Below are 18,873 nucleotides of genomic sequence, written 5' to 3'. Positions count from 1 at the left end.
CTTCTTTATCCAGCACCGGCGGCGAAGGCCAGCGGTTCGCACGGTTTTCGCCGCGGGCCGGGCCGCCGGGTCAGCAGGGGGCGTCCCGGCAGGCCAGCGCCTTGCGGATGACATCGGGCACGCTGGCGCTGAGCGGCAGGCGGCCGGCCAGGATGTCCGCAACCGCCACCCAGCGCGCGTCCAGCGCATCGTCCGCCGCCACCGGCTCGCCCGCGACATGGTCGCAGAGCACCGCCGCCAGCAGGAAGTGAAAGCGCAGTGCGCCGTCCGCGCCGCGCTCGATCACGTCGATATTGTCCAGATAGGCGCGGGGCCGGCCGGTGATGCCGGTTTCCTCGGCCAGTTCGCGGGCGGCGGCGGCCAGCGCGGTCTCGCCCGGCTCGACATGGCCGCCGGGAAAGCCCCAAAGCCCGGCATCGGGCGGATTGCGGCGGCGCACCAGCAGCGCGCGGGCCGCGTCGCCGCAGCCGTCCAGCGTGACGGCCAGCGCGGCGAGCCGGGGAAAATCGGGCACCTAGCGCCTGCGGTCGCGGCGCGAGCTCATCGGCTGGAAGGCCACGCCGACATGCGCCTCGCAATAGGGCTTGCCGGGCATCGAGGGCAGGCCGCAGAACCAGAACTTGTCGGTCGCCGGGTCGCCGATCGGCCATTTGCAGGTGCGCTCGGTCAGTTCCATCAGCGTCAGCTTGCGGGCGCGCTTCTCGACCTCGCGGACCGAGGCCAGCGCCTCGGGGCTGATCTCGTTGGCCGAGGGCTGGGGCGGCAGCGGCTGGCCGGCCGGCACGATGGGCCGGCGATTGAAGCTGGCCGGCTGCGGCGCGGGTTCGGGCGCCGGCGCGGGGGCGGCCGCAGCGGCGGGCTTGGGCTCGGGCGCCGGGGCCGGCTCGGGGGCGGGCTTGGGCTCGGGCGCGGGGGGGCCGCGGTGACGGCGGGCTTGGCGACGGGTTCGGGTGCCGGATCGGCGCCTTCCTCGGCGCGATTCGACAGGCCCAGGCGATGCACCTTGCCGATCACCGCGTTGCGGGTCACGCCGCCCAGCTCCTTGGCGATCTGGCTGGCCGACTGGCCTTCGGCCCACATGCGTTTCAACGTCTCGACGCGCTCGTCGGTCCAGGACATGGCTTGCCTTTCCTGCGCCGGGATGCGTCCCGGCGCTCTTCGTGCTAGTGGCTTCAATTCCGCAAGACCCGGCCTTAAATCCGGGGATAGCCAGATTTACCCATCCGAGCCCGCAAATTCAAGGAGCCCCGATGCAGCCAGACCCGACCAGCCCCGGATTCCGCCAGATGGGTGTGCGCCGCTTTGGCCGGGTGAACTGGCTGGGCCTTTATACGCTCAGCCGGCGCGAGATCATGCGCTTCATGAGCGTCTGGCAGCAGACCATCTTTGCGCCGCTGATGACCTCGGCGCTGTTCGTGATCGTCTTTGCGCTGGCACTGGGGCAAAACCGCGGCGAAGTCATGGGCCTGCCCTACCTGGCGTTCCTCGGCCCCGGCATCCTGATGATGACGGTGATCCAGAACGCCTTCGCCAATACCTCCTCCAGCATCATCTCGGCCAAGATGCAGGGCAATATCGTCGATACGCTGATGCCGCCGCTCTCGGCGGGCGAGATCCTGGCCGGCTATCTGATCGGCGCCGTGGCGCGCGCGCTGATCGTCGCCGCCGCCATCGCCCTGGGCATGGCACTGGTCATCGGGCAGGGGGTGGCGCATCCCTTCTGGGCGCTGACCTTCGTCGTGCTGGGCGCGGCGCTGATGGGCGGGCTGGGGCTGCTGGCCGCCATCGTGGCGCAGAAATTCGACCAGATGGCGGTCATCACCAATTTCATCGTCACGCCGCTCTCGTTTCTGTCCGGCACCTTCTATTCGGTCGAGGCGCTGCCCGAGCCCTTCCGAGCATTGGCGCATTGGAACCCGATCTTCTACCTGATCGACGGCGCGCGCTACGGCATCGCCGGGGTTTCCGACGCGCCGGTGCTGCGCGGGCTGGCGGTCTGCGCGCTGACGGTGGCGCTGGTGCTGTTCACGGCCTGGCGCTGGCTGGCCTCGGGCTATCGGATGAAGCCCTGAAAACCCCGTTGCATGGGACACGCTTCCGCGCTATGCGACGAAGCATGATCACGCGGACCATCCAGATCGCCCGTCCCCGACGTTGACGCCCTCAACGTCCGATCCCGCCTGCCTTTCCGCCTTTCCGTCAGCCATGGTGCCGCCAAGCGGCCGTTCCCAGAGAGGGTAACTCCATGATTTCGCACGTCCTGCCGACCTATAACCGCGCGCCCATCGCCTTCGAGCGGGGCGAGGGCTCCTGGGCCATCGCGACGGACGGGACGCGATACCTGGACCTTGGCGCCGGTATCGCGGTGAACGCGCTGGGTCACGCCAACCCCGACTTGGTCGCCACACTGACCGAGCAGGCGAACCGCATCTGGCATGTCTCGAACCTCTACCAGATCCCCGAGCAGGAGAAGCTGGCGGACCTGCTGGTCGAGCATACCTTCGCCGATACCGCTTTCATCACCAATTCCGGCACCGAGGCGGCAGAGCTGGCGATCAAGATGGTGCGCAAGTACTGGCACGAGCAGGGCGATCCCGACCGCTACGAGATCCTGACCTTCGAGGGCGCCTTTCACGGCCGCTCGACCGGCGCCATCGCGGCGGCGGGTTCGGAAAAGATGGTCAAGGGCTTCGGCCCGCTGATGCCGGGCTTCCGCCAGCTGCCCTGGGGCGACATGGAGGCGCTGAAAGCCGCGATCTCGGACCGCACCGCCGCCGTCATGCTGGAGCCGGTGCAGGGCGAGGGCGGCATCCGCCCGCTGCCCGATGCCGACCTGCGCCTGATCCGCCAGCTTTGCGACCAGACCGGCGCGCTGCTGGTGCTGGATGAGGTGCAATCGGGCATGGGCCGCACCGGCAAGCTGTTCGCGCATGAATATGCCGGCATCACCCCCGACATCATGATGATCGCCAAGGGCATCGGCGGCGGCTTCCCGCTGGGCGCGGTGCTGGCGACGGAAAAGGCCGCCGCCGGCATGGCCGCGGGTACGCATGGCTCGACCTATGGCGGCAATCCGCTGGCCTGCGCGGTCGGCGCCAGGGTGATGCAGATCGTCGCGGCGCCCGAGTTCCTGGCCGAGGTGAATCGCAAGGCCGCGCTGTTTCGCCAGAAGCTCGAGGGGCTGGTGGCCGCGCATCCCGATGTCTTCGACTTCGTACGCGGACAGGGGCTGATGCTGGGCCTGAAATGCAAGGTCGCGCCGGGCGACCTGGTCAAGGCCGGCTACGGCGAGCATATCCTGACCGTGGCCGCGGCGGACGATACGCTGCGCCTGCTGCCGCCGCTGACCATCAGCGATGAGGAGATCGCCGAGGCGGTCGTCCGGCTGGACCGGGCGGCCGGAAGGATCGATGGATAGGTTCGGCTTCCGGCCGGTCACGCGCGCCGATCTGCCCATGCTGGCGGATTGGCTGCGCCAGCCCGAGGTCGCGCGCTGGTGGCGCGGGGCCGAGAAGGAGCTGGCCGGGATCGAGGAAGACCTGGACGAGCCGGCCATGCGGCAATGGCTGGCGCTGATGGACGGCGCGCCCATTGCCTATGCGCAGTTCTATCCGGCGCATCACTGGGGCGCGCCGCATTTCGCCGGCCTGCCGGCCGAGGCGCTGGCGATCGACTGTTTTTCCGGGCCCGGCGGCTTCGGCCATGGCGGGCTTTGGCTGCGCGCCCTGGCCGACACGCTGCTGGCCGAGGCGCCGGTCCTGGTCATCGACCCCGAGCCCGACAACCTGCGCGCCATTCGCGCCTATGAAAAGGCCGGCTTTCGCGGCGAGGAGCTGCGTCCCTCGGAGGATGGAACTCCGGCGCGCATCATGACGCGGCACCGATGAGGAGAGGCCGATTTCCGTCACGACGCGGGGCCTTTGGCCTTGACCTCCCCCAGGCAAAGCGGCTTGCTTGCCGGACCAATCCGAAAGACAGTCACACATGAACAGTTTCCTCGACATCCATACCACCGACAGGTCCGATCTGCGCGACATGATCGATTCCGCGCGCCGGATGAAGGATGCGCGCAACGGCCAGCCCAAGGGTGCGCCCGACGCCGATTTGCCGCTCAGGAACCGCATGGTGGCGCTGATCTTCGAAAAGCCCTCGACCCGGACCCGCGTCAGCTTCGACCTGGGCGTGCGGCAGATGGGCGGGCAGACCATGGTGCTGTCGGGCAGCGAGATGCAGCTGGGTCATGGCGAGACCATCGCCGATACGGCGCGGGTGCTGTCGCGCTATGTGGACCTGATCATGATCCGCACCTTCGAAGAGGCGACGCTGCTGGAGATGGCGGAATATGCCAGCGTTCCGGTGATCAACGGGCTGACGAACCGCACCCATCCCTGCCAGATCATGGCCGATGTGATGACCTTCGAGGAGCATCGCGGCCCCATTGCCGGCAGGAAGGTGGTCTGGTCGGGCGACGGCAACAATGTCTGCTGCTCGATGATCCATGCCGCCGGGCAGTTCGGCTATGACTTCACCTTTACCGGCCCGCCGACGCTGGACCCCGAGCGCGAGGCGCTGGAGTTTGCCCGCGCCCAGGGCGTGCAGGCGGTGATCGAGCGCGATCCGGTCAAGGCGGTCGAGGGCGCCGACCTGGTGGTGACCGATACCTGGGTGTCGATGCACGACCCGCAATCGGCGCGCGAGCGGCGGCACAACCAGCTGCGCCCCTATCAGGTGAACGAGGCGCTGATGGCGCGTGCCAAGTCTGATGCGCTGTTCATGCATTGCCTGCCCGCGCATCGCGACGACGAGGCGACCAGCGCGGTGATGGACGGTCCGAACTCGGTCATCTTCGATGAGGCCGAGAACCGGCTGCATGCGCAAAAGGCCATCATGCGCTGGTGCCTGGGTCTTTGACCCGGTCCGCAGCGCATCCCGATCCTTTCAGGGCCGCCGGGAGGTGGGGGCCCTGCGCCTGTGGCAGGGATGTCATGTGTCAAAACCTTTGATCTACGGCGTCAAAAGGTTTGAGCCCGTTTTTCGTGGGATCAGGTGGGAATACCCATGCGCGTTGCAGGCAGTGGTCCTATGCCAGCAAGATTTGAGAGCGGCACCATACATCCGTGAGGCCGCTCCGCTGCTTCCAGTATGCGCTCGATGAGTTGTTGAGCCTTTGGACCCCGCCATTGTCCCAACAGCGATGCCCGGGCGTTTTGCATTTTCACGCCCGATTCTTGGCACCAAGCGTGCAGCGATGTGCCGCGAGCAGCAAAAGCCACGCAGATTTTGAGATGGTGCGCGGGAAGATTGGCATGATAGGTGTTAGAAGCTGAAAAAGCGCCCTCATCAGGTCATATTATAACCTAATGAGGTATAATGAGCCACTCCGCGATCATTGGGCGGGCTCTGGGGTGACTTAAGCCGCTCTCTGGCTCTGCCGGTCGGTTTCGCTCTGGTTGACGCAGACCGCGGCGGGCGGCTGTCCGCCATGGGCGGCGCGAGGCCGCTCTGGTGGCTGCAGAAGGCGATCCATCTGCCGGCGCCGGCCTTGGCCTGCGCGCCGGTCTCCCAGGCGTGCGGGTAGGCGCATTCATGCATCAGGGATCGCCGGAGGCGCTCGATGAAGACGGTGTCGAGACAGCGCCCCTGCCATCCATCGAGATGCGGGTGCCGGCCCGTTTCAGCCGATCAACCCAAGCGCAGGACGTGAACTGCGAAGCTCGATCGGCGTTCATGATCTCGGGTGGGCCACAGTGGTGGACCGCCTCGTTTCGGGCCGCAACGCAGAAATCCGCCGCCGGCGTGTTCGAGATGCGCCAGGCCAGCAGCTTGCGGGGGAACCGGTCCATGACGGCGACCGGGCAGAGGCAGCCCCGCCGCATCGGCAGGTCGGCGATGCCGGCGCACCCGACCTGGTCGGGTTGCTCGACCCGCCCCCCAGCGGATAGGGATAGGTCTTGCGCCCGGGCGCGGGCCTGCTGGCAGCGGGTTTCCGGCGGATCGGCATCAAGCGCATGAGCCGCATCAGCCGCCGGCTGCGCGTGACGTTCACGGCATGGCCTTCGTTGTGCAGGGGCCGGGTCATCTGCTGCACGCCGTCATCTGCTGCACGCCGTAGCAGGGCGTTTCCGGAAACTGCCGGTCGATCAGCCGCATAGGGGCGAGGTTCATCCCGGTCTCGTCCCTTGCTGCGCAACAGGACGCGGACCGCGGGATCGAGGACCGCGGGATCGACAGCAGGCGGCATGGCGCCCCGAGCGACAGCGCAGGACGGGAGCGTTCAATCATCGCGTTCGGGATCGGCCTTGAACCGGTGGCGGCTTCGATCCCTCGTCACTGGCCGGTCCAGGGCCTGGGCTTTCCGGACAGGAAGCGTTGGCGCCGGCCGGCTCCCCGATCCGGGCGTGCAGCGACCGCATCGTGGCCTCATCGATCTCGGCCTTCTTCCCGCCGCGTTCGAAGATGTCCGATGCCCCTTCGAGCAGCGCCTTCTTCCATTGATGGATCATCGTCGGGCGCACGCGGTATTCCGCGGCCAGCTCCGGCACGATGCGCCCGCCCTTCGCGGCCTCCGGCGCACCCGAGCCTTGAAGCCCGCGTCATGGTTCCTGCCTTTCGGCATCGTCCGATCCCCTCGTCCCTGGAGACCAGAAGACGGCGGATCGCAGCTTGCCTCACTGTCCGATTCTCGGCGGATGGCTCAATATGAACTGGTTGAGATCGCATGTCGTCGTGGTTTCCGGACCGTGGATGTGATCGACGACGATCTCGGCCGCTCCGCCAGCGGCATGGTGGCCCGGCCCGGCTTCGAGAAGCTTGTCACCGCCTTGTGCGCCGGGGAAGTCGGCGCCGTGCTCTGCTTTGACGCTTCGCGGCAGGCACGCAATGGCAGGGACTGGCACCACCTGCTCGAACTGTGCGGGCTTGTCGAGGCGCGTGTCATCGACCTCGATGGGCTCTCACGATCCCTGCCTGCCGAACGACCGCCTGCTGCTCGGCATGAGGGGTAGCATCAGCGAGTTCGAGCTCGGGGTGATCCGGGCGCGCATGCTTGACGCTGCCCGGGCGAAGGCGCGCCGTGGCGAACTTCGGATCAGCGTGCCGCTCGGTTACATCCGGCATCGCGAGACCGGCCTCGGCCTCGATCCTGACTTCCGGCTCCAGCAGGTCATCCGGCTGGTCTTCGAGCGGTTTCGCCAGCTCGGCAGCGCACGGCAGGCGCATCTGTCGCTGGCGGCGGAGGGGGTGGTCTTTCCACGCCCCTCGGACGGCAAGCGCCTGACCTCCTTCGACTGGACAGCGATCCGCTACCGCAACGTCATCGGGATGCTGAAGAATCCCTTCTACGCCGGGGCCTATGTCTATGGAAAGAGTGAGAAGCGCATCGAACTGGTCGACGGCCGCGCCCGCAAGTCCTACGGCCATGGCAAGCCGCCGGAGGCGTGGGACGTGTTGATCCGCGATCATCATGCCGCCTATATCGGTTGGGCGGAATACGAGCGGAACCGGATGCTGCTCGCAGCCAATGCCTATGGACGTGCGGGAGGATAGAAGTCCGGGCGGGGCGGCCGTGCCCTTCTTGCGGGCATGCTGACCTGCGGGCGCTGTGGCCGCGGCCTGGCGGTCGCCCCTGCCGGCGCCCCAGCCTAGGCGGTGTCTTCATTTAGGCGATCGCTGCCATTGCGCAGGCGAGGTCGACGAATGCCTTTAAGGAGGCGACGGTTTTCTCGCATCGGAGCGCGATCCGGCGGAATCGTTTGAGGCGGTTGAAGAAGCACTCCACAAGGTGGCGTTCCCCGGAGAGCGCCCGATCCAGCGGCCGGCTTCCGGCGCGGCTTCGGTTGCGCTTGATCTGTGCGGTGGCGCGCAGGTCGCCGGCGATGAAGCGGCGCAACGCCTCGGTGTCGTATCCGGCGTCGGCGATGACATGGCCGCCGCCCGCAAGGCCGCGGATCAGCCCCCGGGCCTGCGGGCTGTCGGCCCAATGGCCCGGCGTGATCGCGAACCGGACCGGGAGGCCAAGCGCGTCCACCGCAGCATGGATCTTGGTCGTCAGCCCACCCCGAGAGCGGCCGATGGCGTGAGCCTCAAGCCCCCGTTTTGCGAGGTCGCATCTGCGTGGACCTTGGAAATGGTGGCATCGACCAGCACATATTCGAAGTCGGGATCGGCGCTCAACTCCCTGAAAAGACGCTCCCAGACCCCGGCGCGGGACCAGCGGCGGAACCGGGTGTAGACGCTCTTCCAGTGCCCCGGTTCCGGCGGCAGGTCGCGCCAGGGCGAAGCACCTCGTGCCAACCACAGGATCGCGTCGATGAACAGCCGATTGTCCGCAGCGCTGCGGCCCCGATCACCAGCCTTGCCGGGCAACAGAGGCCCGATCCGTTCCCATTGCTCGTCTGTCAGCGTCCGCCTGCTCAAGATCGCCTCCGTTTTCGATCTTGAAACAGAACTCAGACAGTATGGGAATCCTTAAATGAAGACACTACCTAGCGCGGATTCGACTTAGTCCGGGTCATATCCGGCGGGCTCGAAGTAGTTCCGGCATTCCTCGGGGGTGAAGGCGGATAGACAGTCGGCGACGGCTGACCAGAGATCGTCAACGGTTCTGGCAGCGACCTTTCTGAGCAGTGCCTTGAGCTTGGAGAAAGCCATCTCGATGGGGTTGAAGTCCGGCGAGTATGGCGGGCGGAACAGGAGCCGTGCTCCAACTTTTTCGATGGCGTCGCGCACGCCGCTGATCTTGTGGGCGGGCAGATTATCCATGACCACGACGTCACCGGGGCGCAGCTCTGGTGCGAGCACCTGCTCGGCATAGGCGAGGAAGGCTGGTCCGTTCATTGGCCCATCGAGCAGCATCGGTGCCGCCATGCCAGATAGCCGCAGGCCCGCGGTAAAGGTGGTGGTCTTCCAATGTCCGTGTGGAATGGGCGCCCGGCATCGCTCGCCACATGGCGCTCGTCCTCGCAGCCGCGCCATCTTCGTGGATGCCGCGGTCTCATCGATGAAGATGAGCCTCTCGGGATCGAGATCGAGCTGGCCGTCGAACCAGGCTATGCGGCGGCGCAAGACATCGGGACGCTGCTGCTCTGAGGCATGCGCCGTCTTTTTTTGGCCGTCTTTTTTTGAACGTGATGCCGCGCCGGTCAAGAAACAGCCAGACCGTCGAGGGCGCCACCCGCACGCCGCGCTCGCCAGCAAGGCGCTCGCCGATCTCAGCAAGAGTGATGTCCGGTGTCTTCTCGATGAGGCCCAGAATGAAGGCCTCGTGCGTATCAAGCTTCGAGCGCGACGGCTGTCCCTGCTTGCGCGCTTCCATCTCGCCGGTCTCGCGATAGCGGCGATACCAGGCCCCGGCCGTCGAGATGCCGATGCGGAAGCGTCGTGCCGCCTCCCGCGTCGAAACCCCATCTTCGATCGCGGCAATTACCCGACCGCGAAGGTCTCCGCTCAGGCTCCTCGTCTCAGGCTCCTCGTCATCATCTCCTCCTGGCAAATCACAGGAGCAGTGAATCAGACATTGTTCATCGCGTGAATCCTCAAAGCGACCCGGTGTTGGTCAAATTCGCTCTAGGCGTCCGACCTATCGCTGCGATCGGCCCAATCTCATGCTCGGCCTGCTGCGCTGTCTCAGCTTCGGCGGATCCCGTGTGGACGCCGCGATCGCATCGGAGATACTGCGGGTGGTCGAGCCGATGGCGGTCGAGGCCGCGCTGGAGGCAGAGCGGATGCACAGGGAAGGAGAGGCCGAGCGCCGGCGCATAGCCGAACTCGGCCTGCAGCAGTCAGAATACGATGCTTCGCTGGCGGAACGGCGCTATGCCGCCTGCGACCCGGAGAACCGGCTTATCGCGGCCCAGCTTGAGAAGCATTGGGAAGCCATTGATTTTAAACACCCGAAAAATTGCAGAGTCTCAAACCTTTTGTCATCCATCATCACGCCGGGGGCGCGACTCCCCCGGGATATTTGGACAAGGGAGAATGACGGGGGGGCCGGGGCCGTTCAGTTCTCGCGGAAGGCACGGGTGAAGTAATCCGTCAGGGGCTTGGCCAGATAGGCCATCGGGCTGCGTTCGCCCGTCTGGACATAGACCTCGACCGGCATGCCGGGCATCAGGTCCAGCCCCTTCAGTTTTTCGGCCTCGGTGGCGGGGATCGTCACCTCGCCGCGATAATAGGGTACATGCGTGGCCGGGTCGACCAGGGTGTCGGGGGAGACGCGGCTGAGCATCCCGTCGATCTCGGGCGTGGTGCGCGACGAGAAGGACGAGAAGCGCAGCACCACCCTTTGTCCGGGTTGGACCTCGTCGATATTGATGGTGGCGATGCGGGCGGCGACCAGCAGCGGCCGGTCCTGCGGGATGATGAACAGGATCGGATCGGCCGGGCGGATCACCGAGCGCGGGGTGGTGATCTGCAATTCCTGTACCACGCCCGAGACCGGGGCGCGGATGTCCAACCGGGCGATGCGCTCGGCCAGCGCACGGCGGCGCTCGGCCAGTTCCAGCTCGCGATAGCCCAGTTCGCGCAGTTCGGTTTCGGCGACTTCGCGGCGGGTGGCGGTCTTTTCCAGCCGCGACAGGTCGATTTCGGCCAGCTGCGTCACGGCGCGGGCGCGGGTCGCCGTCGCCTCGCCCAGAAGCCCGTCGAGCCGGGCGGCCTCGCGTTCCAGCGCCAGCACGCGCGGGGCCTGCGCCAGGCCCTTTTCCAGCAAGGACCGCTGGTCGCGCAATTCCTGGGCGATGAAGCCGCGCTGCTGCTCCAGCGCCTGGGTTTGCGCGTCCACGCCGCCGATCTGCGACTGCACCTGTTCGGATTGCTTGGCCAATTGGCCCAGGGATTGTTCGAGCGTGTCGAGCCGGGCCTGGAACAGGCTGGCCTGCCCCTCCATCAGCGCGGCGAGTTCGGGGCGGTTGGCGGCGGCCTCGACCAGTTCCTGCGGGAAGGCGATCCGCTTGCGGTCGGCGCGTTCGGCCTCGAGCCGGCCGCGGCGGGCGAGGATCTCGAAATACTGGCCCTCGACGATGGCGAGCTCGGTCCCCAGAAGCGCGCCGTCCAGCCGGATCAGCGGCTGGCCGGCGGTCACGCTTTCGCCGTCATGGATCAGGATCCCGGCCACCACCCCGCCATCGGGGTGCTGGACGACCTGGCGGCGCTGCTCGACCTCGACCTGGCCGGGTGCGACCACAGCGCCGGCGATACGCGCGGTCCAGGACCAGAGCCCGAAGCCGCCGACCAGAACCAGCATCGCCGCCAGCCCCAGGATGACCGGGCCACGCGCCGACCAGTCGGGGCGCCTGGGCGGTGGGGATGGCCCCGGGGCCGGATGCGGCCCGGCGGAAACGCGGGCCACGTCGCCGGGCATGTCGTCGGCCGGCGCGCGGCCGGATCGGTTCGGATCGCTCATGTCACCCCTCCGCCGTGGCCCTGGGCACGGGCGATCTGCTCGGCGTTCTTGACCAGGGATTTCAGCACCTCGTCGCGCGGGCCGAACGCACGGCGCAGGCCCTGGTCCAGCACCAGCAGCAGGTCGCATTCGGTGATCGCAGCCGGGCGATGGGCCATGATGATGACGGCGCCGCCGCGCGCCTTGATGGTGCGGATCGCCAGGTTCAGCGCCGTCGATCCCTCATTATCGAGATTCGAGTTCGGCTCGTCCAGGACGAAGATGACCGGGTCGGCGTAAAGCGCGCGGGCCAGGCCGATGCGCTGGATCTGGCCGCCGGAAAGCTGCCCGCCGGCCTGGCTGACGCGGGTGTCGTAGCCCTGCGGCAGGTCCAGGATCATGCGATGCGCGGCGGCGGCCGTGGCGGCGGCGACGACGCGCTGCGGATCGGGCTGGGGCGAGAGGCGGGCGATGTTCTCGGCGATGGTGCCGTCGAACAGCGTGACCTGCTGCGGCAGATAGCCGATCAGCCGGCCGAGTGCGTCCGGGTCGTATTGGTCCAGCGTCGCCCCCCCGAGCCGGATCGAGCCCGAGGCGACGGGCCAGGCGGCGATCAGCGCCCGCGCCAGCGTGGTCTTGCCGGCGCCCGAGGGGCCGATCACCCCGAGCGCCTGGCCGGGGGCAAGGTCGAAGCTGACCCCGCGCAGCATCGCCGCGCCCTGGCCGGGGGGCACGACGGCCAGGTTGCGCAGCTCGAGCCGGGCCTCGGGCCGGGGCAGGGGCGTGCGCTGCGCGACCGGCGGGTGGCGCGACAGCAGCTCGGCCAGCCGTTTCCAGCCGTCCTGGGCGCGCTGGACCATGGACCAGCCGCCCACCACCTGCTCGACCGGGGCCAGCGCCCGGCCCATCAGGATCGACGAGGCGATCATGGCGCCCGGCGTCACCTGCTGGCGCAGCACCAGCCAGGCGCCGGCGGCCAGCAGCGCGCTTTGCAGAAACAGCCGGAAGGTGCGGGAGAAGACGGTGAAGCCGGTGGCGCGGTCGCTGGCGCGCAGCGTCGCCTCGGTCGCACGGTCGCGCGCCGCCTGCCAGCGGCGGAAGGCCGCCGCCCGCATGCCGAGCGAGCCGATCAACTCGCCCTCGTCGCGGTAGAGGTCGGACATGCGCTCGGCCGATTGCGCGGCGACGCCGGCCTGCTGCAGCAGATCGCGGCTGAGCCATTGGTTCAAGAGCGTCGCCGCGACCAGCACCGCCATGCCCGCCGTCGCCACCGCGCCCAGGATCGGGTGGAAGATGAAGACCGCTGCCAGGAAAAAGGGCGCCCAGGGCAGGTCGAACAGCGCCATCAGCACCGGCGAGGCGATCAGCCGCTGCACTGCCTCGAGGTCGCGCATGCCGCCGCGCACCACAAGGTCCGAGCCGGCGGCCTGGCCGTCCTGAAGCGCGGCGGTGAAGACCCGCCCCTCCATCCGGTCCTGGAAACGGGCGGCGATGCGGGACATCACGCGGTTGCGCGCCAGGTCGATCACCCCCATCAGCGTGAACAGGAACGCGACCAGCAGAAACAGGGCGGTCAATGTTTCGACCGAGCGGCTGGCCAGCACGCGATCATAGACCTGCATCATGAACAGCGGCCCGGTCAGCATCAGCAGGTTCACCGCAAAGGAAAACAGGCCGACAATGGCGTAAAGCTGCCAGGCCAGGCTGCGCGCGGATTGCAGTTCGCGCTGGCCGTCATGTCGCATCGGCGGCAAGGCCATGCCGGTTCCTTCCTCGTTACCATGACCGGGCTTGCCCGGAATCGCCCCAGCGCATATCCCAAAGCGCAGCCGTGAAACAGTCCGCCGCCGCCCCGCCGTCTGCCCCGAGGCGAATCGCCGCCGGTCCGACCAGTCTTAGCTTCAGAAGGTTATCAAAAGCTTGCCTGCGTGGAATCTCCCCCTGCTTCTTGTCGCGGCCGTCGTGCTGGTGGCCTGTTCGAACCGCGACGGTGACGGCATCCATGACCCTTACGAACCGATGAACCGCAAGGTCCATGCCTTCAACCGCGGGATCGACGCGCATGTCGTCAAGCCGCTGGGCGCAGGCATGTCGGGCGGCGAAGGGAGCGGGATCGGCAGCCATGTCGTCGCGGGCCTTGGCAATTTCGGCTCGAACCTGGCACAGCCGGGCAGGGTGGTGAACCACTTGCTGCAAGGCAAGCCGGGGCCGGCCGCGCGCATGACCCTGCGGTTCCTGGTGAACACGACGGTCGGGCTGGCGGGCTTTCTCGATCCGGCCGCCAGCGATTTCTCCCTGCCCGAGGAGGACACGGATTTCGGCCAGACCCTTGCCACCTGGGGGGTGGGCGAGGGGGCCTATCTGGAACTGCCGCTGATTGGTCCCTCGACCCAGCGCGATGCGGCGGGCCGCGTCGTCGATCTGGTCATCGACCCGATGCGGGGCTGGCTGAACCGCGACCAATACCTGATCGGCATGGGGGCACGCGTCGCCTCAAAAGCCGGTGAGCGGGGCCGTTTCGGCGATTCCGTCGATTCCATCCTGCACGAAAGCGCCGATAGTTATGCCCAGACGCGGCTGATCTGGTTGCAGCATCGCCGTCACGAACTGGGCGAGGAAGGAGAGCACATTGACCCTTATGCCGAATGAAACCCGCCGCGGGTTCCTGGGCCTGGTCGGCGCGGGGCTGGCCATCGCCGTCCGGCCCGCCTGGGCGCTGGACACCGGCGAGGCGCGGGCGCTGATCGAGAAATCCCTGGGCGAAGTCTATGCCGTGATCAATTCCGGCCAGCCGCCGGCGCAGATGTATCGCGCCTTCGAGGCGATCTTCGCGCGCTATGCCGATGTCGAGATCATCGCCCGCTCGGCCCTGGGTCCGGCGGCGCGCCAGGCCGGGGCGGCCGAGTTTGCGGCCTATCGCCAGGCGTTCCAGGGCTATATCGGGCGCAAATACGGCAAGCGCTTCCGCGAGTTCATCGGCTCGAAGATCGAGGTCACGGGCGCCAGGCCGGTGAAATCCTTCTTTGCCGTGACCTCGGTCGCCTATCTCAAGGGTCGCAGCCCGATGGAAGTGGAATGGCATGTCTCGGACAAGTCCGGGAAGAGCCGCTATTTCAACATCATCATCGAGGGGGTGAACATGCTCGCCTCGGAACGGGCCGAGATCGGGGCGATGCTGGCGCGGCGCAAGGGCGATCTGGCGGCGCTGACGGCGGACTTGCAGCAGGCAGGCTGAGCCCCGGCGCGCGTCCCGGCGCCAAGGACAAAGCGGCTTCTTCGTTCCCCAAATACCCACCGCGGCGGCGCGGCCGGGCGGGCACAGTGATGACGCCTGCGGCCTGCACGAAAAACAGGAAGGCCGGTCCCGCGGAACCGGCCGTTCCTCATTCCTGATAGACACCCTGGATGCCGCGCAGCGCCTGGGTCAGCGCGTCGTCGGCGCCGGGCGGCGGCATCTCGGCTTCGGGGCCGCTGGTGATGGTCTCGGCCGGGAAGGTGGGCGGGCCGCCGGGCGTCTGCACGCCGGGATCGGGCAGGGCGCGCCCGGCCCCGTCCCCCGGCTGCGTCTGATCCTGGCGCTGGCCTTGCGGCAAGGGCTGGCCAAGCGCCTCGGACAGCGCCGCGGCCAGGGGATCGGCCGCGCCATCGCCGCCGGTGCTGACCACCTGCGGGACGGCACTGTCCGGGTCGAAGGCGAAACTGCCCAGCGATTCGACCGGCAGGCCCTCGTGGATCTCGGCCATCACCGCCTGCCAGATCTCGGCCGGCAGCCCGCCGCCGGTCACGCCCTTCAGCGGCGTGTTGTCGTCATAGCCCATCCAGACGCCGGTGACATATTGCCCGGTGAAGCCGATGAACCAGGCGTCGCGATAGCTCGAGGTGGTGCCGGTCTTGCCCGCCGCCGGACGGCCCGACAGCCTGGCGCGGGTGCCGGTGCCGCGCTCGATCACCTGCTGCATCATGCCGATCAGCTCGCGCGCCGCCTTTTGCGAGATCACGCGCTGGCCCATGCCGCCGGCCTGGCCGATCAGCGCCTGGTCGTCGCCCTTGATGCGCAGCTCCACCAGGCCGTAGGGGCTGACGGCGGTGCCGCCGTTGCGGATGCCGGCATAGGCGCCGGTCATCGCCAGCAGCGTCGATTCCGAGACGCCCAGCCCCAGCGAGGGGCCGCTGGCCAGGTCGCTGGCAAAGCCGAAATCCTGCGCCACGCGGCGCACGGCATCGCGGCCGGCGATTTCCTGCAGGCGGATGGTGGCGGTGTTCAGCGATTGCGACAGGGCGCGGGTCAGCGTCACCTCGCCCGAATAGCGGCGGGTGTAGTTCTGCGGCGACCACGGTCCCGAGCCGCGCACGTTGATGGTCAGCGGCGCGTCCAGCACCGTGTCGTTCGGGCTGTAGCCCTGGTCCAGCGCGGCGGCAAAGACGAAGGGCTTGAAGCTGGAGCCGGTCTGCCGCTTGGCCTGGGTCGCGCGGTTGAAGGTGCCGGTCGCGGTATTGTCGCGCCCGCCGATCATGGCGCGCACGGCGCCGTCGGGCGACATCACCACCACGGCCGCCTGCGCCTTGGAGCCCTCGGCGACCTTTTCGTCGAAGATGCGCTTCAGCGCACGTTCGGCGGCGCGCTGCACGCGCTGGTCGAAGGTGGTGGTGATGGTGACGTCCTCGGTCGTCTCGCTGGTCAGGAAGCCGGGGCCGGATTCCATTACCCAATCGGCAAAATAGCCGCCGGCCCGCGCCGCCGCCGCCTTGGACAGCGCCGCCGGTTGCGCCTTGGCCTCGGCGAACTGCCTGTCGTCCAGATAGCCCTGGTCATGCATCAGCCCCAGGATCACCGTGGCCCGGTCCTGGGCGCGCTGCAGGTTCGAGGTCGGCGCGAAATAGCTGGGCGCCTTGAGCAGCCCGGCCAGCATCGCCGCCTCGGCCGCGTTCACCTCGGCGGCCGACTTGTCGAAGTAACGCTGCGCCGCCGCCTCGAAGCCGCGCGCCCCGGCACCCAGATACGAGCGGTTCATGTAGATGTTCAGGATGTCCTGCTTGGAATACTTGAACTCCATCGCCAGCGCATAGGGCACTTCCTTGACCTTGCGCCAGATCGAGGACTTGCGGCACTCGGCCTCGAACTCGGCCTCGGATTTCCAGCGGATCGGGTCGAAGCTCTCGCCCAGGCACAGAAGCTTGGCGACCTGCTGGGTGATGGTCGAGCCGCCGTTGCCCTCCAGCGGGCCGCGGCCGGCGGCCAGGTTGATCTTGATGGCGCTGGCGATGCCCTGCGGGTCCACGCCCGGATGGCGATAGAATCGCTTGTCCTCGGTGGCGACCACCGCGTCCTTCAGCACCGGTGCGATCTTGTCGGCGCTGACCATGCCGAAAGTTTCGCCACGCCAGGCAAAGACCCGGCCCTCGGTGTCCAGCATGGTGACGGAACCGCGGGCACGGCCGTCGAAAAGCGCCGCAGGTTCGGGCAGCGTGGTGTAATAATAGAAGCTGGCGGCCAGCAGAATCAGCGCCACCGTCAGCCCCAGCCGCCAGAAGGCGCCCCAGATCACCCGCCAGACCAGCGCGATGATTCCGGCGATTCCCCGCGTCACCACATTGCCGCCGCGCCGCCGCCTGGGGGGCTTGCCAGGGGATGATCCGCCGGTTCGTTTCTGCGCTTTCTGAGGGGCTTGGTCGAAATTGCGCTTGTCCGCGACGATGCGGCCCTTGCCGGTCGGTTTCTTCATGCCTGCTTTCCTGCCCGGCCGATTGCTCCGGCCCATTGGCGCGCAACATACATCAAAGCCAGGGGCTTGAGAACCGAGATGACCTATCAGTGAACTGCCCCCGCAGGCTGCAGAACCCGGCATTCCTGCCCTTATTTCGTGCAGGCGAGGGGCGGGCCGGGCCGAAAGCTGCACAAACCTTGTGCCTGGAGGGGGGCGGCGGGTTTCCTGACCGGGACATGGAACTGCTGCAACGCAGAAAGAAGGTGCAGGAAACATGATGAGACCTACCGCGATCAAACCCATGATCCCGGCGCTCGCCCTCCCGCTGATCGGGCTGGCGGTGCCGGCCCTGGCGCAGGATGCCGAGGCCCCGGCGGCGACCGTCGAAACCGTCGTCGAGACCCTGGCGCCCATCGTCGACAAGGGCGACACGACCTGGATGATGATTTCGGCCATCCTGGTCATGGCCATGTCCATTCCGGGGCTGGCGCTGTTCTATGGCGGGCTGGTGCGGGCCAAGAACATGCTCTCGGTGCTGATGCAGGTCTTCACCATCTTCTGCATCATGTCGATCCTGTGGGTCTGTTTCGGCTATTCGCTGGCCTTCACCGGCGCCGGCTCGGCCGAGGAGGCGACCTGGCTCACGCCCTTCATCGGCGGCCTCTCCAAGGCGTTCCTGGCGGGGGTGGACAGCGCGTCCCTTGCCGAGACCTTCACCACCAATGTCTATGTGCCGGAATATGTCTTCATCATCTTCCAGATGGCCTTCGCCTGCATCGCGCCGGCGCTGATCGTCGGCGCCACGGTCGAGAGGATGAAATTCGCGGCCGTGCTGGCCTTCGTGGTGATCTGGTTCTTCTTCTCCTACCTGCCCATGGCGCATATGGTCTGGTGGTGGGGCGGGCCCTCGGCCTATGACGCGCCGGGCGGCTTCCTGTTCGGCCATGGCGACCTGGACTTCGCCGGCGGCACGGTCATCCACATCAACGCCGGCGTCGCCGGGCTGGTGGCGGCGCTGGTCGTCGGGCCGCGGCTGGGCTACGGCAAGGAGTTGATGGCGCCGCACAACCTGCCCTTTACCTTCCTGGGCGGCTGCCTGCTGTGGATCGGCTGGTTCGGCTTCAACGCCGGCTCGAACATGGAGGCCACCGGCACCGCCGCCATGGCGATCCTGAACACCACCGTCGCCACCGCCGCCGCCGCGCTGGCCTGGGCCTTCGGCGAATGGCTGCTGCGCGGCCACCCCTCGCTTCTGGGCGGGGTCTCGGGTGCCATCGCCGGCCTCGTCGGCATCACCCCCGCCGCCGGCTTCGTCGGCCCGATGGGCGCCATCGTCATCGGCCTGGCCGCGGGCTTCCTGTGCATGTGGTTCGTCGTCAGCCTGAAGGCGAAGCTGGGCGTGGACGAAAGCCTGGACGTGTTCGGCATCCACGGTATCGGCGGCATCGTCGGCGCCATCCTGACTGGCGTCTTCGCCGCGCCGTCGCTGGGCGGCTCGGGCATCTACGACTATGCCACCGAATCGGTCGTGGCCGGCTATGACATCGCCGGCCAGGTGATGACCCAGACGTTGGGCGTGACCGTGGCGGTGGTCTGGTCGGCCGTGGTCTCGTTCATCGCGCTGATGATCGTTAAGGCGGTGATCGGCCTGCGCGTCTCGGGCGGCGACGAGCGGCAGGGCCTCGATGTCACCACCCATGGCGAGAACGCCTATAACAGCTGAGGCAGGGCTTCAGGCAAAAGGAAAAGCCCGGCTTCTTGCCGGGCTTTTTCGTCGGCGCGGGGCTT

At 67.7% G+C, this 18,873-nt stretch carries 18 protein-coding genes and 1 pseudogene; 10 read left to right on the top strand and 9 right to left on the bottom strand.

What is annotated here, in order from left to right; all coding sequences use genetic code 11:
* Positions 1-70: 70 nt before the first annotated feature.
* Entirely contained in the window at positions 71-514 is a 444-nt protein-coding gene (locus ESD82_RS17415) for an NUDIX hydrolase (protein WP_024845715.1), read from the bottom strand.
* Positions 515-1,119 (bottom strand): annotated as a pseudogene (locus ESD82_RS17410) (GcrA family cell cycle regulator).
* A gap of 131 nt (positions 1,120-1,250) precedes the next feature.
* Here ESD82_RS17410 and ESD82_RS17405 point away from each other — a divergent pair.
* The 4 genes from ESD82_RS17405 to argF all read left to right on the top strand — a co-directional run bounded on the left by ESD82_RS17405 (position 1,251) and on the right by argF (position 4,911).
* The gene (locus ESD82_RS17405; RefSeq protein ID WP_147427732.1) at positions 1,251-2,072 is read left to right on the top strand and encodes an ABC transporter permease; all 822 of its coding nucleotides are present in this window, start codon (positions 1,251-1,253) and stop codon (positions 2,070-2,072) included.
* A gap of 173 nt (positions 2,073-2,245) precedes the next feature.
* Positions 2,246-3,418, top strand: coding sequence for an aspartate aminotransferase family protein (locus ESD82_RS17400; RefSeq protein ID WP_024845712.1), 1,173 nt, complete (start codon positions 2,246-2,248; stop codon positions 3,416-3,418).
* On the top strand, positions 3,411-3,887 hold the full coding sequence (locus ESD82_RS17395) for a GNAT family N-acetyltransferase (protein WP_024845711.1): 477 nt from the start codon (positions 3,411-3,413) through the stop codon (positions 3,885-3,887). Before ESD82_RS17400 ends, ESD82_RS17395 begins: the two co-directional genes overlap by 8 nt.
* Before the next feature lie 97 nt (positions 3,888-3,984).
* Entirely contained in the window at positions 3,985-4,911 is a 927-nt protein-coding gene (argF, locus tag ESD82_RS17390) for an ornithine carbamoyltransferase (protein ID WP_024845710.1), read from the top strand.
* Between the two features lie 680 nt (positions 4,912-5,591).
* Here the strand turns inward: argF and ESD82_RS22660 are convergent.
* Positions 5,592-5,843, bottom strand: a complete 252-nt coding sequence (locus tag ESD82_RS22660; RefSeq protein ID WP_167521784.1) for a DDE-type integrase/transposase/recombinase — start codon at positions 5,841-5,843, stop codon at positions 5,592-5,594.
* A gap of 435 nt (positions 5,844-6,278) precedes the next feature.
* Complete coding sequence (locus ESD82_RS21870) at positions 6,279-6,542, bottom strand: hypothetical protein (RefSeq protein WP_167521755.1); 264 nt, start codon at positions 6,540-6,542, stop codon at positions 6,279-6,281.
* Positions 6,543-6,740: 198 nt separating this feature from the next.
* Here ESD82_RS21870 and ESD82_RS22030 point away from each other — a divergent pair, with 198 nt between their 5' ends.
* On the top strand, positions 6,741-7,004 hold the full coding sequence (locus ESD82_RS22030; RefSeq protein ID WP_244314540.1) for a recombinase family protein: 264 nt from the start codon (positions 6,741-6,743) through the stop codon (positions 7,002-7,004).
* Positions 6,994-7,545 carry a recombinase family protein gene (locus ESD82_RS22025; protein ID WP_208852065.1) on the top strand — a complete coding sequence of 184 codons (552 nt, stop codon included), beginning with the start codon at positions 6,994-6,996 and terminating at the stop codon, positions 7,543-7,545. The genes ESD82_RS22030 and ESD82_RS22025 overlap by 11 nt, the downstream gene beginning before the upstream one ends.
* Before the next feature lie 112 nt (positions 7,546-7,657).
* On the opposite strand, the gene ESD82_RS17375 is transcribed toward ESD82_RS22025, so the two are convergent.
* A protein-coding gene (locus ESD82_RS17375; protein ID WP_147427734.1) for an IS5 family transposase occupies positions 7,658-8,415 on the bottom strand; the annotation gives its coding sequence in 2 pieces (ribosomal slippage) (positions 7,658-8,100 and positions 8,100-8,415; 759 coding nt in all).
* A gap of 84 nt (positions 8,416-8,499) precedes the next feature.
* Positions 8,500-9,490, bottom strand: a protein-coding gene (locus tag ESD82_RS17370; protein WP_407672815.1) for an IS630 family transposase whose coding sequence is annotated in 2 segments (ribosomal slippage) — positions 8,500-9,123 and positions 9,125-9,490 — 990 coding nt in all. Because the reading frame shifts where the segments join, the coding sequence is not laid out codon by codon here.
* A gap of 112 nt (positions 9,491-9,602) precedes the next feature.
* Here ESD82_RS17370 and ESD82_RS21865 point away from each other — a divergent pair.
* Entirely contained in the window at positions 9,603-10,028 is a 426-nt protein-coding gene (locus ESD82_RS21865; RefSeq protein ID WP_024845051.1) for a hypothetical protein, read from the top strand.
* Here the strand turns inward: ESD82_RS21865 and ESD82_RS17360 are convergent.
* Positions 9,998-11,401: an HlyD family type I secretion periplasmic adaptor subunit gene (locus ESD82_RS17360; protein WP_024845050.1), complete on the bottom strand. Its 1,404-nt coding sequence runs from the start codon at positions 11,399-11,401 to the stop codon at positions 9,998-10,000. The genes ESD82_RS21865 and ESD82_RS17360 overlap by 31 nt on opposite strands.
* Positions 11,398-13,140, bottom strand: a complete 1,743-nt coding sequence (locus tag ESD82_RS17355) for a type I secretion system permease/ATPase (RefSeq protein ID WP_024845049.1) — start codon at positions 13,138-13,140, stop codon at positions 11,398-11,400. The genes ESD82_RS17360 and ESD82_RS17355 overlap by 4 nt, the downstream gene beginning before the upstream one ends.
* A gap of 160 nt (positions 13,141-13,300) precedes the next feature.
* On the opposite strand from ESD82_RS17355, the gene ESD82_RS17350 reads away from it, so the two are divergent.
* Together ESD82_RS17350 and ESD82_RS17345 are read left to right on the top strand one after the other, a co-directional pair.
* Complete coding sequence (locus ESD82_RS17350) at positions 13,301-14,029, top strand: MlaA family lipoprotein (protein ID WP_024845048.1); 729 nt, start codon at positions 13,301-13,303, stop codon at positions 14,027-14,029.
* Positions 14,019-14,615 carry an MlaC/ttg2D family ABC transporter substrate-binding protein gene (locus tag ESD82_RS17345; protein WP_024845047.1) on the top strand — a complete coding sequence of 199 codons (597 nt, stop codon included), beginning with the start codon at positions 14,019-14,021 and terminating at the stop codon, positions 14,613-14,615. Before ESD82_RS17350 ends, ESD82_RS17345 begins: the two co-directional genes overlap by 11 nt.
* Positions 14,616-14,763: 148 nt before the next feature.
* On the opposite strand, the gene ESD82_RS17340 is transcribed toward ESD82_RS17345, so the two are convergent.
* Positions 14,764-17,103, bottom strand: a complete 2,340-nt coding sequence (locus ESD82_RS17340) for a transglycosylase domain-containing protein (protein WP_147427735.1) — start codon at positions 17,101-17,103, stop codon at positions 14,764-14,766.
* A gap of 259 nt (positions 17,104-17,362) precedes the next feature.
* Here ESD82_RS17340 and ESD82_RS17335 point away from each other — a divergent pair, with 259 nt between their 5' ends.
* Positions 17,363-18,808, top strand: coding sequence for an ammonium transporter (locus ESD82_RS17335; RefSeq protein WP_197029443.1), 1,446 nt, complete (start codon positions 17,363-17,365; stop codon positions 18,806-18,808).
* The last annotated feature ends 65 nt before the right edge of the window (positions 18,809-18,873 follow it).

It is taken from the genome of Paracoccus pantotrophus (assembly GCF_008824185.1).
In the GTDB taxonomy this organism is placed as follows: Bacteria; Pseudomonadota; Alphaproteobacteria; order Rhodobacterales; family Rhodobacteraceae; genus Paracoccus; species Paracoccus pantotrophus.
This window is presented reverse-complemented; position numbering and strand designations above follow the sequence as displayed.